Source organism: Myxococcota bacterium (genome assembly GCA_041389495.1).
GTDB lineage: Bacteria > Myxococcota_A > UBA9160 > UBA9160 > UBA4427 > JAWKRT01.
The window spans coordinates 75,992-94,219 of record JAWKRT010000001.1 but is presented as its reverse complement, the minus strand read 5'-3'; the positions used below and the strand labels follow the sequence as shown (position 1 = coordinate 94,219).

At 73.5% G+C, this 18,228-nt stretch carries 17 protein-coding genes; 7 read left to right on the top strand and 10 right to left on the bottom strand.

Annotated elements, in window-relative coordinates; all coding sequences use genetic code 11:
• Positions 1 to 61: 61 nt before the first annotated feature.
• Positions 62 to 2,161, top strand: a complete 2,100-nt coding sequence (locus R3E88_00475; GenBank protein ID MEZ4214925.1) for a 3'-5' exonuclease — start codon at positions 62 to 64, stop codon at positions 2,159 to 2,161.
• Between the two features lie 32 nt (positions 2,162 to 2,193).
• Here the strand turns inward: R3E88_00475 and R3E88_00470 are convergent, their stop codons facing one another.
• Both R3E88_00470 and R3E88_00465 read right to left on the bottom strand, forming a co-directional pair.
• The gene (locus R3E88_00470; protein ID MEZ4214924.1) at positions 2,194 to 3,471 is read right to left on the bottom strand and encodes an MFS transporter; all 1,278 of its coding nucleotides are present in this window, start codon (positions 3,469 to 3,471) and stop codon (positions 2,194 to 2,196) included.
• Complete coding sequence (locus tag R3E88_00465) at positions 3,468 to 4,823, bottom strand: MFS transporter (GenBank protein MEZ4214923.1); 1,356 nt, start codon at positions 4,821 to 4,823, stop codon at positions 3,468 to 3,470. The genes R3E88_00470 and R3E88_00465 overlap by 4 nt, the downstream gene beginning before the upstream one ends.
• 68 nt (positions 4,824 to 4,891) lie before the next feature.
• On the opposite strand from R3E88_00465, the gene R3E88_00460 reads away from it, so the two are divergent.
• Positions 4,892 to 5,347, top strand: coding sequence for a peroxiredoxin (locus R3E88_00460; protein MEZ4214922.1), 456 nt, complete (start codon positions 4,892 to 4,894; stop codon positions 5,345 to 5,347).
• Between the two features lie 20 nt (positions 5,348 to 5,367).
• Positions 5,368 to 5,904, top strand: a complete 537-nt coding sequence (locus R3E88_00455) for an ACT domain-containing protein (protein ID MEZ4214921.1) — start codon at positions 5,368 to 5,370, stop codon at positions 5,902 to 5,904.
• 31 nt (positions 5,905 to 5,935) lie between these two features.
• On the opposite strand, the gene R3E88_00450 is transcribed toward R3E88_00455, so the two are convergent.
• Positions 5,936 to 6,574 carry a CoA pyrophosphatase gene (locus tag R3E88_00450; GenBank protein MEZ4214920.1) on the bottom strand — a complete coding sequence of 213 codons (639 nt, stop codon included), beginning with the start codon at positions 6,572 to 6,574 and terminating at the stop codon, positions 5,936 to 5,938.
• A gap of 135 nt (positions 6,575 to 6,709) precedes the next feature.
• On the opposite strand from R3E88_00450, the gene R3E88_00445 reads away from it, so the two are divergent.
• The gene (locus R3E88_00445; protein MEZ4214919.1) at positions 6,710 to 7,891 is read left to right on the top strand and encodes a DUF6178 family protein; all 1,182 of its coding nucleotides are present in this window, start codon (positions 6,710 to 6,712) and stop codon (positions 7,889 to 7,891) included.
• A gap of 113 nt (positions 7,892 to 8,004) precedes the next feature.
• Here the strand turns inward: R3E88_00445 and R3E88_00440 are convergent, their stop codons facing one another.
• Complete coding sequence (locus tag R3E88_00440) at positions 8,005 to 8,223, bottom strand: hypothetical protein (GenBank protein ID MEZ4214918.1); 219 nt, start codon at positions 8,221 to 8,223, stop codon at positions 8,005 to 8,007.
• 256 nt (positions 8,224 to 8,479) lie between these two features.
• Between R3E88_00440 and R3E88_00435 the strand changes: the two genes are divergently transcribed.
• The 3 genes from R3E88_00435 to R3E88_00425 all read left to right on the top strand — a co-directional run bounded on the left by R3E88_00435 (position 8,480) and on the right by R3E88_00425 (position 11,418).
• Positions 8,480 to 9,313, top strand: coding sequence for an alpha/beta hydrolase (locus R3E88_00435; GenBank protein MEZ4214917.1), 834 nt, complete (start codon positions 8,480 to 8,482; stop codon positions 9,311 to 9,313).
• A 47-nt stretch (positions 9,314 to 9,360) separates the two neighbouring features.
• Positions 9,361 to 10,809 carry an amidase gene (locus R3E88_00430; protein MEZ4214916.1) on the top strand — a complete coding sequence of 483 codons (1,449 nt, stop codon included), beginning with the start codon at positions 9,361 to 9,363 and terminating at the stop codon, positions 10,807 to 10,809.
• Between the two features lie 114 nt (positions 10,810 to 10,923).
• Complete coding sequence (locus R3E88_00425; GenBank protein MEZ4214915.1) at positions 10,924 to 11,418, top strand: SRPBCC domain-containing protein; 495 nt, start codon at positions 10,924 to 10,926, stop codon at positions 11,416 to 11,418.
• On the opposite strand, the gene R3E88_00420 is transcribed toward R3E88_00425, so the two are convergent.
• The 6 genes from R3E88_00420 to R3E88_00395 all read right to left on the bottom strand — a co-directional run bounded on the left by R3E88_00420 (position 11,415) and on the right by R3E88_00395 (position 18,113).
• On the bottom strand, positions 11,415 to 12,290 hold the full coding sequence (locus R3E88_00420) for a DUF3179 domain-containing (seleno)protein (GenBank protein MEZ4214914.1): 876 nt from the start codon (positions 12,288 to 12,290) through the stop codon (positions 11,415 to 11,417). The genes R3E88_00425 and R3E88_00420 overlap by 4 nt on opposite strands.
• Positions 12,291 to 12,421: 131 nt before the next feature.
• On the bottom strand, positions 12,422 to 13,459 hold the full coding sequence (locus tag R3E88_00415; GenBank protein ID MEZ4214913.1) for an LLM class F420-dependent oxidoreductase: 1,038 nt from the start codon (positions 13,457 to 13,459) through the stop codon (positions 12,422 to 12,424).
• Positions 13,460 to 13,504: 45 nt separating this feature from the next.
• Entirely contained in the window at positions 13,505 to 16,051 is a 2,547-nt protein-coding gene (locus tag R3E88_00410) for an ATP-binding protein (GenBank protein MEZ4214912.1), read from the bottom strand.
• 144 nt (positions 16,052 to 16,195) lie between these two features.
• Positions 16,196 to 16,570 (bottom strand): hypothetical protein, encoded by a 375-nt coding sequence (locus R3E88_00405; GenBank protein ID MEZ4214911.1) that lies wholly within the window; start codon positions 16,568 to 16,570, stop codon positions 16,196 to 16,198.
• A 172-nt stretch (positions 16,571 to 16,742) separates the two neighbouring features.
• The gene (locus R3E88_00400) at positions 16,743 to 17,273 is read right to left on the bottom strand and encodes a hypothetical protein (protein MEZ4214910.1); all 531 of its coding nucleotides are present in this window, start codon (positions 17,271 to 17,273) and stop codon (positions 16,743 to 16,745) included.
• A gap of 66 nt (positions 17,274 to 17,339) precedes the next feature.
• Entirely contained in the window at positions 17,340 to 18,113 is a 774-nt protein-coding gene (locus tag R3E88_00395; GenBank protein MEZ4214909.1) for a phosphoadenylyl-sulfate reductase, read from the bottom strand.
• Between the last annotated feature and the right edge of the window lie 115 nt (positions 18,114 to 18,228).

Below are 18,228 nucleotides of genomic sequence, written 5' to 3'. Positions count from 1 at the left end.
TCAGCGCAGCGCGCCGGCCGCGTGCGACCGGCGCTCCCTCCGACCGAGCGGAGACGTCCCCGTGCCGCATCCGATCGTCGAAGACGAGCTCGCGCAGCTCGAGACCGTCCGCGAGCGGCTGAAGGCGATGCCCGCCGTGCGCACCGCGTCCGAGGAGCCGATCGTGCGCGAGCTCGAGACGCTCCGCGCGCAGCTCGTGTCCGGGTCCGAGAACAAGGATCGGATGGCGCTCACCGCCGAGTGGCAGCGACAGAGCGCCCTGCTCGAGCAGATCCGCGCCGGCAAGCCGACCGGCGAGGTCGACCCGCACTCGCCGTACTTCGCGCACCTGCGACTGCGCGAGGGCGGAAACGACCGCGACCTCTTCCTCGGGCGCGCGACCTGCGTGCAGAAGGGCGTGCGCATCGTCGATTGGCGCAATGCGCCGGTGACGCGGATCTTCTACCGCTACCAGCAGGGCGACGAGTACGAAGAGGAGTTCGCGGGCCGCACGCGCGAGGGCGAGGTCGTCGCGCGGCGCATGGTGCGCATCCGCGACGGACGCCTCGAGCGCATCGACGCGCCCGAGGGCGTGTTCCAGGGCGACCCCGCGCACCCCGAACGCTGGGAGGCGTGCGCGCGCTCGGCGCCGCGCCTCGCGGGCGGCGAGGCCGCCGCCCTGCGCGCATGGGACGACGCGCACGCCGGCGCGCGCGCCCTCGGCACCGACGCGCAGGGGCGCGTGCAGCGCGCGGACAAGCGGCTCCCCGAGATCACCGGCCTGATCGACCCGGAGCAGTTCGAGCTCATCACGCGCAAGGACGCGGGCTTCCTCGTCATCCGCGGCACGGCGGGCTCGGGCAAGACGACGGTCGCCCTGCACCGCATCGCGTACCTCGCCTACGACGACCCGTCGATCGACTCGGAGCGCACGCTCTTCGTCGTGTTCTCGCGCGCGCTGCGCAGCTACGTGTCGGGTGTGCTGCCCTCGCTCGGGATCGCGGACGCGCGCGTCGTCACCTACGGCGAGTGGGCGCACGAGCAGTGCCGCCGCCACTTCCCGCGCCTCCCGACGGCGCGCCGCGGCGACACGCCCGCGATCGCGACGCGCATCAAGCTCCACCCCGAGATCGGACGCGTGCTCGACGCGCACGTGCGCAGCATTCCCGGCGAGCCGAGCCCGCGACAGGCGCTCGACGACTGGGCGAGCGCACTCACGAACGAGCGCCTGCTGCGCGAGGTGCTCGAGCGCGAAGCACCGGGCGACGTGAGCGCCGACGAGCTGCAGCGCTTCGTCGACCTCCAGCGCAAGCGCAACGAGGAGGTGTTCGCGTACCTCGGCGGCGATCGCGACGTCGAGGCCGAGCTCGATCCGGAGGATGACGCGCTGCTGCTGCGCGCGTGGCAGCTGCGCGTCGGTCCGCTCCGCGCGGCGGGCGCGCAAGGCGACCCGCGCCCCGTGCGCTATCGCCACGTCGCGATCGACGAGGTGCAGGACTTCGCGCCCGTCGAGGTGCAGGTGCTGCTCGAGTGCCTCGACGAGCGCAAGAGCATCACGCTCGCCGGCGACACGCAGCAGCACGTGATGCAGGCGAGCGGCTTCACGTCGTGGGCCGACTTCTTCCGCCACCTCGACGTGCCCGGGACGTCGATCGAGACGCTGCGCACGAGCTACCGCTCGTCGCACGAGATCGCGTCGTTCGCGCTCGAGGTGCTCGGCGACCTGCGCGAGGACGACGAACCGCCGCGCACGACGCGCAGCGGCCCGCCCGTCGAGCTCTTCCGCTTCACCGACCGCGGCGCCTCCGTCGCGTTCCTCGCCGACGCGCTGCAGCAGCTCGCGCGCGCCGAACCGCTCGCCTCCGTCGCCCTGCTGACGCCCTCGCCGCGGCTCTCGCAGACCTACGCCGAGGCGCTCTCGCGCTGCGACCTGCCGCGGCTCCACCTCGTCACGGACCAGGACTTCTCGTTCGAGCCCGGCGTCGAGATCAGCGAGGTCGCGCAGGTGAAGGGGCTCGAGTTCGACTACGTGGTCGTGCTCGACGCGAGCGCCGACCACTACCCGGACACGCCCGCGTCGCGGCGCCTGCTGCACGTCGCCGCGACGCGCGCCGTGCACCAGCTCTGGCTGACGAGCATCGGCACGCCGTCGCCGCTCGTCGGCGCCGCGACGCTGATCTGAACGCGCGCACCGCGCGCGGCCTTCCGCACGCCTCACGCGTCGGGCGCGACCTCCTCGAGCTCGCGCCCCGCCGACTCGGGCAGCATCCACACCGCCAGCGCGGCGATCGCGAGCGAGGGCAGGAGCGCGACGACCGCCGCGCCGTGGCTCCCGGAGAACAGCGCCGCCTCGGCGTAGAAGCCGAGCGCACCGCCGAGCGACGCGACCGACATGCGGAAGCCCGCGGCCGTCGAGCGCGACGACGTCGGGAAGAGCTCGCTCGAGAGCGCGGTCAGGATCACGTTGCAGCCGGTCATCGAGAACGAGCCGAGCGCCCATCCGACGGGCGCCCACGCGGCTTCGCCGCGATAGAGGATGGCGGTGCCGATCGCCATGCCGGCGAGCATCGCGACGGCGAGCGGCCGCCGCCCGAAGCGGTCGCTCAGCTGGCCCGCCGCGACGTTGCCACCGACGCCCACGAGCCCGCCCGCGAAGACGACGAGCGAGACGCCGCCGGGCGTGTAGCCGTGCGCGTGCTGCAGGTGCTTCGAGACGAGCAGCAGCGCGGGCCACGACACGAACTCGAAGGCGAGCGAGAACACGGCGAGCGCGGCGACGCGCCCGCGGCCCGACGCGACGAGCGCGCGCAGCGGGCGGACGAGCGCCGCCGCGAGCGGCTCGCGCGGCGCGCCGCCCGCCGCCTGCGCCGCGAAGCGCTGCGTCTCGCCGAGCCGCCGCGCGAGCGCGGGAAGCGCGAGCAGCGGCAGCGCGCCGGCGAGATGGAGGTAGCGCCAGCCCGCGGCGAGGCCGTCGAGCGCCGCGTAGAGGCCGATGCCGAGCGCGTACCCGACGGCGCCCAGCATCGACAGCGCACCGATGCCGAAGCCGCGCGCGCTCGCGGCGAACTCCTCGGCGATGACGACCGCGCCCAGCATGAACTCCGCGCCGAGAAAGACGCGCAGGACGGTCTGCACCGCGACCAGCTCGGCCTCCGTGCGGACGAGCCCCGTGAGCGCCGTGGCCACGCACTCGGCCGCCGTGAACGCGAGCAGCATGCGGCGCCGCCCATAGCGGTCGGCGAGCGCGGTCACGAACACGGTCGCGATCATGCCGATGCGCACGCTGCCGCCGATCGTCCCGACGTGCGCCTCGGGGATCGCGAGGCTCGTCTGGATCTGCGGCAGCGACATCACGAGCAGCGACGCCGCGTACTGCGACGCGATCTCCGCGACGAGCACGAGGCCGAGCACGTCCCAGTGGTGCGCGTCGAGCGGCGGCGGCCGGCTGGGTAGGATGCGGCTCCACCAGGGCCGCGGCGCGGGCGCGCTCACGAGCCGGCGCGCTCCGGCGCGATGTCCTCGAGCTCGCGCCCCGCGGTCTCGGGGATGAACGCGACGAGCAGCGCGGCGAGCGCGAGGCCGGGCAGCATCCACGTGATCGCGAGCGCGTGCGCGACCTGCTCGGCGTTCGGCGTTCCGGCGAGCGAGGCGAGCGCGTCGTCGTAGAGCGCGCTCTGCGCGCGGAATCCGAAGTAGCCGCCGAACGTCGCGACCACGAGGCGCACGCCGGCCGCGGTCGAGCGGTAGGACGTCGGGAAGAGCTCGCTGCCGAGCGCCTTGATCAGCACGCCGAGCCCGGTCGCCGCGAACGCGATGCCGATCCACGCGGCGATGGGCGCGGCGCCGTCGAAGTTGTAGAACGCGAAGGCGCTCGTTCCGTGCACTGCGATCAGCCCCGCGATCACGGCGCGCCGCCCGATGCGATCGGAGACCGCCCCCGCCACGACGTTGCCGAGGATGCCGAGGGCGCCGCCGGCGATCACGACGGTCGAGACCGCAGCGGGCGAGAACCCGTGCACGTCCTGCATCGCCTTCGGGAGGAAGCCGAAGGCCGGCCAGTGCACGAAGTCGAAGCAGAACACGAACGCGCTCATCGCGAGCAGCCGTCCCGGATAGGCGACGACGAGGCTGCCGAGCGGGCGCAGCGTCTCCGCGACGCCCGCGCTGCCCGCGCGCTCGCGGCGATGCCGCTCGAAGCGCTCCGTCTCGGGCAGGCCGCGCCGCATCCACGCGACGACGAGGAGCGGGCCGGCGCCGAGCGCGTAGAGCGCCCGCCAGCCGCCGGGCAGCGCGTCGACGAACGCGAACGCGAGCGCGGCGAGCCCGTAGCCGAGCGCACCGAGCGCGCCGAGCAGGCCGAGCCCGTAGCCGCGATCGCGCGCGGCGAGCTCTTCGACGAGCACGACGCTCGCGAGCATGATCTCCGCGCCGATGAACGCGCGCGCGACGAGCTGCGCGACGACGAACTCGCCCGACGTGCGCGCGAGTGCGGAGGCGAACGTGAAGACCGAGAAGCCGACGAGCGTGAGCAGCAGCAGACGGCGGCGACCGAAGCGGTCGGCGAAGAGCGTCACGGCGAACGACGCCAGCATGCCGAGGCGGATCGTGCCCTGCACGGTGCCGAGCTGCGCCTCGGGAATCGCGAGCCCCTGCTGGATCTGCTTGATCGCGATCGTGACGAGCGCGGCGTCGTAGGTGTCGAAGAGCTCGGCGACCGCGAGCAGCGCGAGCACCTTGCGCTGACGGGGGGTCAGCGCGCGAAGGCGGCCCGCGGCGCGGGGGGACGACGGCGAAGCGCTCTCGCGGTGGTCGGGCGGCGCCGTCGTGGGTTCCCGCTCGGGCAAGGCCGGACAGGAGTACTCGATCGCTCGCGCGGCGCCAAGCGGCCCGCCGCGCGAGGTAGGATGCGCGCATGGCACGCGGCCTCTCCGTCGGCGACCGGGCTCCGGACTTCGCGCTTCCCTCGACGCAGGGCGAGGTGTCGCTCGCGGCGCTGTGCGAGCGCGGCAGCGTGCTGCTCGTCTTCTATCCCGGCGACGACACGCCCGTCTGCACGAAGCAGCTGTGCGACTACCGCGACCACCTCGGCGCGTTCGCCGACCTCGGCGTGCAGGTCGTCGCGATCAATCCGCAGCCGATGGCGTCGCACGAGGCGTTCGCGCAGAAGCACGCGCTCCCGTTCCCCGTCGCGTCGGACGCCGACAAGCGCGTGTGCCGCGCGTACGACGCGATCGGCCTGCTCGGGATGACGAAGCGCGCGCTCGTGCTCGTCGGCCCGGACGGCCGCGTGCGCTGGACGCGGACCGACCTCCCGGTGTTCCACCGCAGCGCGGCCGAGCTGCGCGAGGTGATCGCGAGCCTTCCCTGACGACGCAGGAGCGTGCACGCATGCGCAGCTGGTTCCTCCTCTCCGCCATCGGTCGCGACAAGCCCGGCCTCGTCGCCGAGCTCGCGCAGCTCATCTACGACGCGGATGCGAACCTCGAGGACTCGCGCATGACGATCCTCGGCAGCGACTTCGCGGTCATCCTGCTGTGCTCGTCGACGCGGCGCGAGGCGGCCGACGACATCGCGCGCGGCGCGAAGCACCTCGAGCGCGATCACGGGCTCACGATCCTGCTGCGCGGCCTCGAGGAGGGGCCGCGCCCGTCCGTGCCCGCGCCGGGGACGCGCCTCTACACGGTGTCCGCCGCGGGCGAGGATCGCGCCGGCATCGTCGCGAGCATCTGCCGCGCGCTCGCCGCGCGCGGCGTCAACATCGCCGACCTCTCGACGCGCAGCCGCCCCGGGCCGGGCGGCTCGCCGCACTACGAGCTCGAGATGCGCGTCGAGGTGCCCGAGACGATCGACGTGCGCGAGCTGCGCGACGCGCTCGAGGACGAGGCGGACCGGCTCGTGATCGACGTCGCGCTGATGCCCGCGTAGGCGCGCGCGGCGCGCCGTCGCGCACGCGCGCTCAGGACATCGCCTCGTCGCGGTCGAACGACCAGCGCTCGGGGAGCGGGCGCCCGACGATCCCGAAGAACACCTCGAGGAATCGATAGGTCAGCCCCCAGACGACGTGGCGCCCGGGCTGCCCGACGAGGATGCCCGGGAACTCCATCTGCGCCCCGGGATACGTGTGCGGCACGTGGCGCGCGGGCACGTGGAGGTCGGCGAGCGGGAACCAGAAGGCCGATGCGACCTCGCGCGCGTCGAGCGCGAGCGGCGCGTCGCCCTCCCAGACGTAGACGTGCCCCGAGATGACGAGACCGTGCTCCTTCGCGGCGCCGCGGCCGGGCAGGTCGTCGAGCCTTCCGATGTGGTGCGCACCCGCGAGGTCGAGCCCGACCTCCTCGAGCGTCTCGCGCTCGGCCGCCGCGCGCTCGTGCGGGTCGGCCGCGTCGACGCGGCCGCCCGGGAACGCCATGTGCCCCGACCACGGATCGCCCTCGTGGCGCGCGCGCTCGATGAAGAGCACCTCGGGCGCAGAGCCCGCGGCGCGCCCACCCTCGCGCAGGATCATCGCGACGGCCGCCTGGCTGCGCGCCGCGTCGCGCAGCAGGAGCGGCTCGTGGCGCGCGAGCGCGCGGCGAACGGCATCGAGCTCGACCATGCGAGCGACTCTACTCGCCGGCGCGGAGCGCTGCACGACGCGGCGCGCGTTGCGCCGCGGGGGGCGCGGCGCGCCGCACCGTGGGTGGCGGGGCGCGACGTCGTTCCGCGCGGGCGACCTGCTAGGTTGCGCGCGATGCAAGGCCCCCCGGCCCCGATCGACGTCCTCCCCGAAGCCCGACGCATCCTCGCCCTCGCCCGACGCGACGAGCGCGAGGCCGAGCGCGCGCTCGCCGCACTCCCACTTCCGATCCAGGTGGCGGTCGTGTGCGAGGCGCCGGCCGCGCAGCGCGCGAAGCTGCTTGGCCTGCTGCCCGCGCCCGAGCACGCGATCCCGATGCTCCCCGATGCCGAGCTCGTGTTCGCCGTGAAGGCGTCGGGGCTCGACGACGCGAGCTGGCTGCTCGCGAGCGCGACGCCTCGCCAGATCGCGACCTGCTTCGACCTCGACGCGTGGGCGGGCCTCGCACCCGATCGCGCCGCGCTCTCGCAGTGGTTCGCCGTGATCGCGGAGGCCGGCGACGAGACGCTCGTGCGCGCCGCGCACGCCATCGACGCGGAGGTGCTCGCGCTCTTCCTGCGCTCGCGCATCGAGGTCGCGCTCGATCCGAAGGACGAGCAGTGGCAGGCGCCGCCCGGCGCGCGCACGCTCGAGGGCCAGTTCTGGTTCTGGGCGCGCGCCGACGGCGACGACGTCGAGGACGTGGCGACGCTCCTCGACGCGCTCTTCCGCGAGGACTACTGGCTCTACTTCCGCATGATGCAGGCGGTGATGTGGGAGCTCGAGACCGAGCTCGAGGAGTGGTCGCTGCGCTGGCGCAGCGGTCGACTCGCCGACCTCGGCTTCCCGGAGTGGGACGACGCGATGCGGATCTACGGCTTCCTGCACGCGGAGCAGCGCGACGTGCTCGCCGAGCGCCCGGTCGACGTCGCCGCGACGGAGTGGGACCTGCCGGTCTGGATCCCGAACCTGCCCGCCATCGCGGGTGGCTCGCACGCGATCTTCCGCGCGGCGTTCGACCTCGCGCCCGAGGCGCGGCGCGCGTTCTTCTACGCGTTCGTGGCGCTCGCGAACAAGGTGGCGGTCGCCGACGCGCTGCCGCTCGGCGACACGGAGACGCTGCCGCGTTCGATCGAGAAGGCGGCGCGCTTCGCGAGCGCGGGGCTCGAGCACGTCGCCGCGCGCAACGCGACGACGCTCGTCGACGCGCTCGCGCGCACGACGGTCGAGCACCTCTTCCGCGTCGGAGCGAACCTCGACCCGGATGCGGCGCGGCCGGCGCGCACGGACGCACCGGGCGACGACGGCGAACGTTAGGCGGCCGCGCGCGCCCCGCCCGGGCGCGCCGCGGGCGAGCGGGCGCGGGCGCGGAAAAGAGAAGGGCCCGCCGGCTCGGCCGGCGGGCCCCTTGATTCGTCCCTGGCAGCTGCCTAGAGATCGACGCCCTTCAGCGTCTTGCGCTTGTTGCCGACCGCGCGCTCCTCGGCCGCCTTGATCAGGTTGCGGACCGCCGCGTCGAGGGCGCCGTAGAACTCGCCACCGACGTTGCACTTCTTGACCGCCGCCTTCACGCGCGACTTCGAGATGATGAGATCGCCCGTCGCCTTCGCCGCCTTGCGGCCCGCGGCCTTCTTCTTCTTCGCTGCCATGTCGTTCCGTCCTCTCCAAGCATCGCCGCATGCAACGCCGCACTCCGCGACGAACGACGACACCCCCATGTCACGATTGACGCCGACGTACACCCTCGGGCACGTCGGTGGCGCGGAGCATAATGCAAGCGACCCCCGTGGCAAGCCGGAAAACGCCGCGAGAAGGCGTCTCGCGGCCGAACTCGGGGGGCTCCCGTCGAGCGGGATGCGGCCTGTCGTCGACGCTCGGCAGCGCGCCGGGTAGCCTGCGCGGACCGTGCTTCCGCGCAGCGAGCAGCTCCGGGTCGGCGATCGCGGCCCCCGACTCCACGCACTCCACTGGGGCGCGGCCGGCGCGCCGCTCGTCGTGCTCCTCCACGGCGGCGGCGCGAACGCCCACTGGTGGGACCACGTGGCGCCCGCGCTCGCCGCGGGCCGCCACGTCGTCGCGCTCGACTTCCGCGGCCACGGCGACTCCGACCGCCCCGACGACCTCCGCCCCGGCGCCTTCGACGAGGACCTCCGCGCGCTGCTCGAGCACGTCGGCGCGGGCGACTGCGTGCTCGTCGGCCACTCGATGGGCGCGCACGTGGCGCTCGCGCGCGCCGCCGACGACCCGCCCCGCGGCCTCGTGCTCCTCGACCCCTCGCGCGGGAGCGAGAAGCGCAGGAGCCGGCGCCTGCGGCTCGCGCTGAGCTTCCGGCGGAGCTACGCGACGCGCGAGGAGGCCGTCGAGCGCTTCCGCTTCCTGCCCGACGCCGAGCACGCGGCCGACGCCCTGCGCCGCGCGATCGCGCGGCACTCCGTCGAGGAGCTGCCCGACGGGCGCTTCGGGTACAAGTTCGACTCGCGCTGGTTCGGCCTGCCGCCGGCCGAGCGGCCCGACCCCGCGCGCGTCGCGTGCCCGACCCTGGTCGTGCGGGGCGAGGAGAGCGAGATCCTGTCCGACGAGGGCGCGCGCGCACTGTGCGACGAGCTGCCGCGCGCGCGCCTCGCCGTCGTCGCCGGCGCCGGTCACCACGTGCAGATCGATCGGCCGGACGCCGTCATCGAGCTGCTGCTCGGGTTCCTCGCGGAGCTCGAGGCCGGCCGCGACGCGCGCACGGCCTGACGCCGTCGCGAGGCGGGCGCGGCGAGCCGCCGCCCGCGGAGGACGCCATGACACGCCCCGCCGCCCCGAACGATCCGCTGCGCGCGTCCGTCGGCGAGCTGCTCGCCGCGCTCGACGCGCGCCAGCTCTCGTGCGTCGAGCTCGTCGACGCGGTCTACGAACGCATCGCGCACACGCAGCCGACGCTCAACGCGTTCACGAACCTGCGCGATCGCGAGCGGGCGCTCGCCGATGCGCGCGCGTCGGATGCGCGGCGCGCGCGCGGAGAGGCGCGCGCGCTCGAGGGCCTCCCGCTCGGCGTCAAGGATCTCGAGGACGCCGAGGGGCTCCCGACGACGCTCGGCTCGCGCGCCTTCGCCGACGCCGTCGCCGAGCGCGACTCGACGCAGGTGGCGCGCTTGCGCGCGGCGGGCGCGATCGTCGTCGGCAAGACGAACACGCCCGAGCTCGGGCACACGGCCGTCACGAAGAACCCGCTGTTCGGCGCGACGCGCAACCCGTGGAACCTCGAGCGCACACCGGGCGGCTCGAGCGGCGGCGCGTCGGCGGCGATCGCGGGCGGCGTCGTGCCGATCGCGACGGCGAGCGACGGCGGCGGCTCGGTGCGGATCCCGGCCTCGTGCACGGGATGCTTCGGCCTCAAGCCGACGTTCGGCCGCATCGCGCAGGGGCCGGGCGAGCTCTGGAACATCGACCACACGTCCGTGCAGGGCCCGCTCACGCGCACCGTCGAGGACGCGGCGCGTCAGCTCGACGCGACGTGCGGGCCCGACGCGAGCGATCCCTTCTCGCTGCCCGCGCCCGAACGGCCGTTCGCAGCGTCGCTCGACGAGCTGCGGCGCGCGGGCCGCCGCCTGCGATTCGGGTTCTCGCCCGACCTCGGCTATGCGGTCGTGCAGTCGGACGTCGCCGACGCAGTGGAGGAGGCGGCGCTCGTCTTCGAACGCCTCGGTCACGCGATCGTGCCGATCGCGGGCGGCCCGCCGGAGCCCGGCCGGGAATGGAGCCTGCTCGGCGCGTTCGAGCAGCGCACGAAGCTCGCCCCCTGGCTCCCGGAGCGGCGCGAGGCGTTCGGGCGCGCCTATCTCGAAGGCGTCGAGCGCGGCGCCGAGCGCATGACGATCGAGCGATGGCACGCCTATCGAGTGCGGCGCCGGGAGATCCACGACTGGTGCGCCGCGCTGTTCGAGCAGGTCGACCTCCTGCTCACGCCGACGATCCCGTACGACCCGCCGCCCGCGCGCGGCCCGCTCGCGGCCGAGGTCGAGGGACGCGCACAGCCGCCGGCGAACATCGGGAGCTTCACGATGCCGTTCAACCTCTCGCTGGGCCCGGCGGCGAGCGTGCGCGCCGGGCTCTCGCGCGCGGGGCTCCCGGTCGGGATGCAGATCGCGGGGCCGCGTCTCGCCGACGCGCTCGTGCTGCAGGCCGCGTTCGCGTTCGAGCGCGAACGACCGTGGCATCCGCACTGGCCCGTCGAGCGGAGCGACGACTGACACGCCGCCGTGTCGGCAGAACTTCCGAAGGCCAATCCACCCGCTCACGACCGACGAGTTCCGAAGCGCGTTCGCGAGGTTGCGCCGTTCCTCGCGCGAGCTAATCCTCGCGCCGTGATCACGACGGCGATGGCGGCGGTCGTCACGGCGCCGCGCGAGCGGGTGTGGCGGGCTCTCACGAGCGCGGCGGAGATCGTTCGCTGGGACGAGGCGCGCACGGCCCTCGTCGATGCGCCGGACGCCTTCCCGATCGCCGGCGCGAAGGTGCGCTGGCGCAGCCGCCTCGGGAACGTCGCGCTCGTCATGAACGAGACGCCGCAGATCGTCGAGGCGCCCGAGCGGCTCGCCGTCTCGTGCAGCATCGGAAGCCTGCAGTTCGACCAGCTCTACGCGCTCGTCGAGGAGCCCGAGGACGCCGCGCAGCCGGCGCGGACGCGCGTCTCGCTCAAGCTCGCGGCGCGCAACCAGGTGCACCTGATCGGCGCCGACGTCGATCGCTTCGAGGTGCGGCGGATGCTGATCGAGCGCATCGACGCGACGCTCCGCGCGCTGCAGAAGTGGTGCGAGAACGCGGAGCCACCGGCGGGCGACGACGCCGCGGCCGACTAACGACCTTCCGCCGCACCTTCGTCGTCGGGCGCGCTCGCGGCGCCCTCCGGCCGCCAGACCTCGGTGTCCGGATGGAAGGCCTTCCACGCGAACCAGTACGCGTCGGTGACGCGGACGTCGTCCGGCGCCTCCCAGCTGAACGCGCCGACCGCGCCGTCGTACGCGACGTGCACGCGGTGCCCCGCGATCACGTCGACCACGCGCCCGCCCGCGCTCGTCAGCACCGAGCCGAGATAGGCGCGCGAGACGCCGCCCGCTTCCATTCCGAGCGCGACCTCCTTTGGGTGGTAGCGATCGTCGCGCGCCGCGACGGGGAACGGGATCGTGTCGGAGACCCAGTAGGCCTCGAACGGGCTGTAGCGGTAGTCGACGCGCTCGGGGTCGGGCCGCTCGAGCACGCGCGTGTCCGGATGCCGGTGGCGCCAGACGGCGAACGCCTCCTGGCGGACGCGGAGTCGCGCGATGGCGGTGCCGGCGCGCGGCCCGGCGATCGCCTCGCCGCGCAGCGGCGACCACAGGCTCTCGCTCTCGCGGTCGAAGAGCAGCGCGTGCGACTGGAAGACGAGCCCCGAGACGCCGAAGCGCAGCGGCGCCTCGCCCTCCTTCACGACGGCGCGGAACGCGACGGGCGCGCCGGCGAGCGGATCGTACGAGACGACGACGGGCGTCCCGGCGACGACGTCGTTCACGACCTGGTGGTACTCGAGCAGATGGACGGGGTAGGCGCGCGCCTCGCCGCCGAGCGCGAGGCCGACGACGACGGTGTCGGGCGCGACCCACTTCGCGTCGTCGGCCGACGCGAACCCGGGGGCGTCGACGGCGCGGATGGCGTCCCGCACCGGCCCGCCCGCGAGGATCTCGTCGCGCGGCACGCGCGCGTCCGCGACGTCGAAGCCGTTCGGACGGCCGGGAGCCGCGTCGTCCGCGCGCGCGAGCCCGCCGGAGGCGAGCCCGACGAACGCCGCGAAGGCGACGATCGCTGCGCGCAGCGCGCGCGCGATGGCTAGAGGACCTCCTCGGCGATGACGCGCAACGCGTCGACGCCGCCGCCGATCAGCATCGAGCCGACGTGCTTGCGCGCCGCCGCCTCCTTCCACGCCGCCAGCCGCTCGACGATGCGCTCGCGCGGCCCGACGAGCGCGACGGCGTCGACGAGCCGGTCGGGCACCGCCGCCGCGGCCTCGGCCTTCTTGCCGTCGAGGTAGAGATCCTGGATCCGCTTCGCCTCGGCCTCGAAGCCCATGCGCGTCACGTAGTCGTTGTAGAAGTTCTTCTTCCTCGATCCCATGCCGCCGACGTACAGCGCCATCATCGCCTTGACCGGCATGCGGCACTTCTCGACGTCGTCGCCGAGCACGGCCGTCACGAAGGGCGCGACGTCGAAGTCGTCGAGCGACTTCGGGCGCCCCGCCGCCGCGAAGCCCTTGTCGACGTGCGGCGCGAACAGGTCGTAGCGCTCGGGATCCATCCAGATGGGGAAGAAGCCGTCCGCCGCTTCGGCCGCGCACTCGATGCCGTTCGGCGAGATCGCGGCCGTGTAGATCTTCAGGTCCGCGCGCCCGTGCAGGATGCTCTTGAGCGGCTTGCCCTGCCCCGTCGTTCCCGGGCCGGTGTTGGGGATGTGGTAGTGCTCGCCGTCGTGCGTGAGCGGCGCCTCGCGCGCGAAGATCCTGCGCACGATCTCGATGTACTCGCGCGTGCGCGTGAGCGGCTTGCCGTACGGGACGCCGTACCAGCCCTCGACGACCTGCGGGCCCGACGGCCCGAGGCCCAGCACGAAGCGCCCGCCCGAGAGGCCGTCGAGCGTCATCGCGGTCATCGCCGTCATCGCGGGCGCGCGCGCGGGCATCTGCATGATCGCCGTTCCCGCCTTGATCTTCGTCGTGCGCGCGAGGATCCACGCCGCCGGCGACACGGCGTCCGATCCGTAGGCCTCGGCGGTCCACACCGAGTCGAACCCGAGGCGCTCGGCCTCGAGGATCGTGTCCATCGGGAGCGACATCGACGCGGGCGAATAGCCCGCCATCAGTCCGAGCTTCATGGCGACTCCTGTCGTCGTGGTGCGGGAACGCGCGAGGCGCGCAGTCTATTCGTCGGGCGGCGGAGCGTCGAGCGGCAGGTCGATGTGGAACGTCGCTCCGTGCCCGGGCGTCGACTCGACCGAGAGTCGCCCGCCGTGCCGCTCGATGATGCCGTGCGACAGCGAGAGCCCGAGGCCCGTACCCGCGCCCACGGGCTTCGTCGTGAAGAACGGATCGAAGATCTGGTTGCGCACCTCGGCCGGGATGCCCGGTCCGTCGTCCGCGAACTCGAGGTGCACGCCGAGGTCGCCGGGGCGCGTGCGGATCGTGATCGTGCCGCCGTCGCCCATCGCGTCGCAGGCGTTCATCACGAGGTTCATGAACACCTGGTTGAGCTGCCCGGGGTAGCAGCGGACCTGCGGGATCTCGCCGTACTCGCGCTTGATCTCGACCTTGTTCTTGAGCCGCGGCTCCATGAGGCCGAGCGTGCGCTCGATCTCCTCGTGCAGGTCGGCGCGCTGGAGCTCCGCCTGGTCGGTGCGCGAGAACGAGCGCAGGTCCATCACGATCTGCTTCACGCGCTCGGTGCCCTCGCGACTCCGCTGCAGCAGCTTCGTGATCGCCGCGCGCGCCTTCTCCGCGGCTTCGGGGTCCCGCGGCGGACCCTGCGCGCGGGCGAGCTTCTCGAGGTACTCGTCGAGCAGCTGCAGGTTCGCGTGCACGAACCCGATCGGGTTGTTGAGCTCGTGCGCGACGCCCGCGACGAGCTGGCCGAGCGACTTGAGCTTGTCGCTCTGGATGAGCTGCGCCTGCGTGCGTCGCAGCTCGCGCGTGCGCTCCTCGACGCGCGCCTCGAGCGTCTCGTTCAGCTGCGCGATCTCGTCGAACGCCTTGCCGTTCTCGATCGCGATCGCGCTCTGGTTCGCGAGCGTCCGCAGGAGCTGTCGGTCGTCGACGGTGAGCCGCTCGCCCGAGAGCTTGCGACCGACCGCGATCACGCCGAGCAGGTCGACGCCGAAGAGGATCGGGACGAGGAGCTCGATCTCGAGCGAGTCGAACACGTCCCAGCACGCCTCGCGCCGCTCGGTGTCCGTCTCGTCGTCGAAGTCGGCGCGCGAGAGCTCCTCGCGCCGCATCCACAGCTGGCGCCAGACGGGATGGTCGGCCGGGATCTCGATCTCGACGTCGTCCTCGTCCCAGTCGCCGCGCTGCGCGGACGGCCTCAGCACGCGGTCGCGCTCGTCGATCAGCAGCACCACCGCGCGATCGACGCCCATCGTCTCCGTCACCGCGATGAGGATGCGATCGCTGATCTCGCCGAGGCTCAGCATCGACACCATCGCTTCGGAGATCTCGCGCACCGCCGAGCGGTAGCGCGACTGGTCGCGGTCGAAGAGCTGGTCGACGAGCCGCTGCATGCGGTCGCGGAGCGGATCGAAGGCGAGGATCGCGAGGAAGAGGAACGCGACCTGCACCGAGCGTTCGTCGACGCCGAACAGGTCGACGAGCGTGTCGGCGAACGTGATGAGGAAGGCGAAGAGGCCCGTGATGGCGAGCGTCGAGGCGCCGTACGCGGCGGACGAGCGCGCGACGATCCGGAAGTCGAAGAGCTGGCGCCGCAGGATCCCGTAGCCGACCGCGATCGGGAAGATCGCCACCCACAGCAGCACGAGGTGCACGGGCAGCGGAACCTGGAGCAGCGCCTCGGCGACGAGCACGAGGAGCGCGGGCAGCAGGCTCAGCGTCGCCGCGAGGATCATGATGTCGGTGCGCGCGCCGATGCCCGCGTCGTACGCGCGCCGCCGCTCCATCAACGGGATCGCGAGCGACGCGACCGCGAGCCCCGTTCCGAAGAAGAACGCGCTCTCGTAGACGACCGCGGCACCCGCGTCGCCGAACGCGCCCGCGAAGAGCACGAGCGGCACGAGCACGAGCGCGGCCAGGTACGGAAGCGCGCGGATGCGCCGATGCCGCACGATCCAGTTGGGCTCGATCGGATACGACGAGAACAGGTGGAACGCCGACGCGCCGAGCAGTGGCAGGTTGGCGAGCACGCGCGGGAACGACCACGGCGCGAGGTCGAGACGCGGCGACGACGCGACGTCGGCCGCCATCATCGAGCAGAACAGCATGAAGGCCCACGCGTCCGCGCGCTCGTGGCGGCTCCACCAGACGACGCCGCCGGCGCCGAGGTAGAGCGCCGCGACACACAGCAGCGCGACGTGCAGCAGCGTCTGACCGGGCCGGCGATGGAAGCTCGCCGGCGCGGGGGCGAGATCGACGACGAGCACGCGCCCGTCGGGCTTCTCGATCGCGTAGCGGTTCGCGCTTCCCGGCTCGAGGAACCCGACGCCCTCGCGCAGCACGGAGCTCATCGGGATGCCGTCGATCGACAGGATCCGATCGCCGCGCTGCACGCCCGCGTTCTGCGCCTCGGGCGTCGACCACTCGACGAGCGCGCGCGTGCCGGCGACCGAGCAGCGCAGCGGGAGCGCGAGGTCGTCGGGCGCGACGAACAGGATCGAGACGGAGTAGCCGATCGCGGCGATCGCCCAGGCGACGGCCGCGAGGCCGGTCACCCGACGCAGTCGCAGTGTGGAGCCGGGATCCATGCGTGCGTGGCTTCCCCGCGTGCGCACGGCGGACGACGGGCCGTCGCTCGGGCTGGGGCGCGAAACCGGGCCGGAGGATGGCACAGATCGCGGGGGCGGACCGGGAGGCCCGCGGCGGCGCACGCCGCGGGCGGGAGGGCGCGACTAGCGGGGGCTGGCGGGCGGCGCGCTCGAGAGCTCGCGCGAGATCGCGCGCAGCTCGGATCCGGTGGCGGATCGATAGTTCATGCCCGTCGTGCTGAGCGGAACGAACGCCTGGCCGTCGGCGCCGGCCGCGAGCTGCATCTGCGTGCGGACGCGCTTCGCCTTCGCGTGCATCTCCGCGCGGCGGGCGGTGCGATCCGGAATGCGGCACTCGGCCGCGGCCTCGGGCGGCGCGTCGGCGCGCGCGATCTCGACACCGGGGAACGCGAGGAGGAGGCATGCGATCGTGCACGCGACTCCGCCGAGGTGCTTCGCTCCGTCGAGCGCTCGCGAGAGGGACGTCGAGCGGGCGAGCAGGCCGGCGGGCGTGACCATCGATGCACCTCCGAGCGCGGCCGCGCGAGAGGGTCGCGCGGCCTCGCGGAGCATCGGCCTCTCGCTCGCGCACTTGAGCGCGCCGGCCGCGTGCGGGCGAGCGCTGCCGCCCGCCTGCGCGCCGACTGCGCCGCTTTGCGCGGCCGCGGCGCCGACGGGCGGGAGCGAGGGCTCAGGCCGGCGTGTACCGGATGAGCACGCGCGAGCCGTCGGCGAAGCCGCTGCGCATGCGATCGCGCCACGCATCGATCTCGTCCGGGTACTTCGTCGCGTAGGTCGCGAGCAGCCGGTCGAGCAGCGAGGCGTCGCGGCTCGCGGCGCCGCGCGCGTCGAAGCTCGGTGCCGAGCGGAACGACTCGTTGGTGCCGACGAAGCCGCGCCAGCGCCCGTGGTCGCCCACCCAGATGCGCGCGCGATCGCGGCCCGACGCGAGCGCGCGCGCCTTCCACCGGTCGGCGGCGACGATCACGACGACTGCCTCGTCAAGCCAGGCGAACCACAGCTCGGCGTGGCAGCGGCTCTCGCGACCATCGGCGAGGAGCGGCGAGACGTAGACGTAGGGACTCGTCGGGAGGAGACGCCGCGCGGCATCGGAGAGCGTCGCCGCGCGCGCGACGCGGGGCGACGCGCCGAAGCGCACGAGGCTCGCGCCGGCGAGCACGCGCAGCGAAGTCGCGAGAAATCGTCGGCGGCGAGGATCCACGTTCCCTCCAGTCCTGGACGCCGCCGTCGCGGGCATCCCCGTCGCGGCGCGATGCGCCCGCGCGGCTCAGATCCCCGAGCCGCCCTCCTCGATCTGCAGGTGGAGACCGCACTCCTTCGTGCCGTCCTCCTCCCACCACCAGCGCCCCGCGCGCGCATCCTCGCCCGGCTTCACGGCGCGCGTGCAGGGCGCGCAGCCGACGGACGGATAGCCCTGCGCGTGCAGTCGGTTCAGCGGCACGTCGTGCTCGTGCACGTACGCCATCACGCGCTCGTGCGACCAGTCGGCGATCGGGTTGATCTTCACGACGCCGCCGTTCGCGCGGTCGATCTCGACCTTGCGCGTGCTGCTGCGGTTCGCGTTCTGGTCGCGACGGAGGCCCGTGACGTAGGCGTCGAGCTCGGACAGGTAGCGGCGGAGCGGGTCGACCTTGCGGATGCGGCAGCACTGCCGCCGCTTCTCGATCGACTCGTAGAACAGGTTGGGCCCGTGCTCGCGGACCATCTCGCCGACGTCGGCCGCGTCGGGGAAGAGCACCTCGACCTTCTTGTCGAAGCGATCGCGCACGCGATCGATCAGGTCGTACGTCTGCTGCGGGAGCCGGCCCGTGTCGATCACGACCACGCGCGAGGCCGGCTCGATCGCGTGCATCATGTGGAGGAGCGCCATCCCGTCGGGCGCCCCGAAGCTCGCGGACAGCGCGAGCCTCGGGTGGAAGTTCTTGATCGCCCAGGTGAGGATCTCTTCCGCGCTCGCCGGCTCGAGCTCGTCGCGCTCGATCACCCGCGCGACCTCGGCGGAGAGCTCCTTCTCGCGACTGGCGGGCAGCGGATGAGCCATGGGCCGCATCTCCGTGGGCGGGCGCGCCCCGTGCCTCCCCCCTGGCACCGGCAAGTCTGAGTAGTCCATCGCGCTGGACGTTACAAATTGTCGATCGTGGGTATCGGGAATGTGC

Excerpts from the sequence above, each read along its gene's own strand:
- R3E88_00455 (MEZ4214921.1), top strand. The coding sequence starts at position 5,368 with ATGCGCAGCTGGTTCCTCCTCTCCGCCATCGGTCGCGACAAGCCCGGC.
- R3E88_00450 (MEZ4214920.1), bottom strand. The coding sequence starts at position 6,574 with ATGGTCGAGCTCGATGCCGTTCGCCGCGCGCTCGCGCGCCACGAGCCG.
- R3E88_00415 (MEZ4214913.1), bottom strand. The coding sequence starts at position 13,459 with ATGAAGCTCGGACTGATGGCGGGCTATTCGCCCGCGTCGATGTCGCTC.
- R3E88_00445 (MEZ4214919.1), top strand. The coding sequence starts at position 6,710 with ATGCAAGGCCCCCCGGCCCCGATCGACGTCCTCCCCGAAGCCCGACGC.
- R3E88_00395 (MEZ4214909.1), bottom strand. The coding sequence starts at position 18,113 with ATGGCTCATCCGCTGCCCGCCAGTCGCGAGAAGGAGCTCTCCGCCGAG.
- R3E88_00440 (MEZ4214918.1), bottom strand. The coding sequence starts at position 8,223 with ATGGCAGCGAAGAAGAAGAAGGCCGCGGGCCGCAAGGCGGCGAAGGCG.
- R3E88_00410 (MEZ4214912.1), bottom strand. The coding sequence starts at position 16,051 with ATGGATCCCGGCTCCACACTGCGACTGCGTCGGGTGACCGGCCTCGCG.
- R3E88_00430 (MEZ4214916.1), top strand. The coding sequence starts at position 9,361 with ATGACACGCCCCGCCGCCCCGAACGATCCGCTGCGCGCGTCCGTCGGC.
- R3E88_00460 (MEZ4214922.1), top strand. The coding sequence starts at position 4,892 with ATGGCACGCGGCCTCTCCGTCGGCGACCGGGCTCCGGACTTCGCGCTT.
- R3E88_00405 (MEZ4214911.1), bottom strand. The coding sequence starts at position 16,570 with ATGGTCACGCCCGCCGGCCTGCTCGCCCGCTCGACGTCCCTCTCGCGA.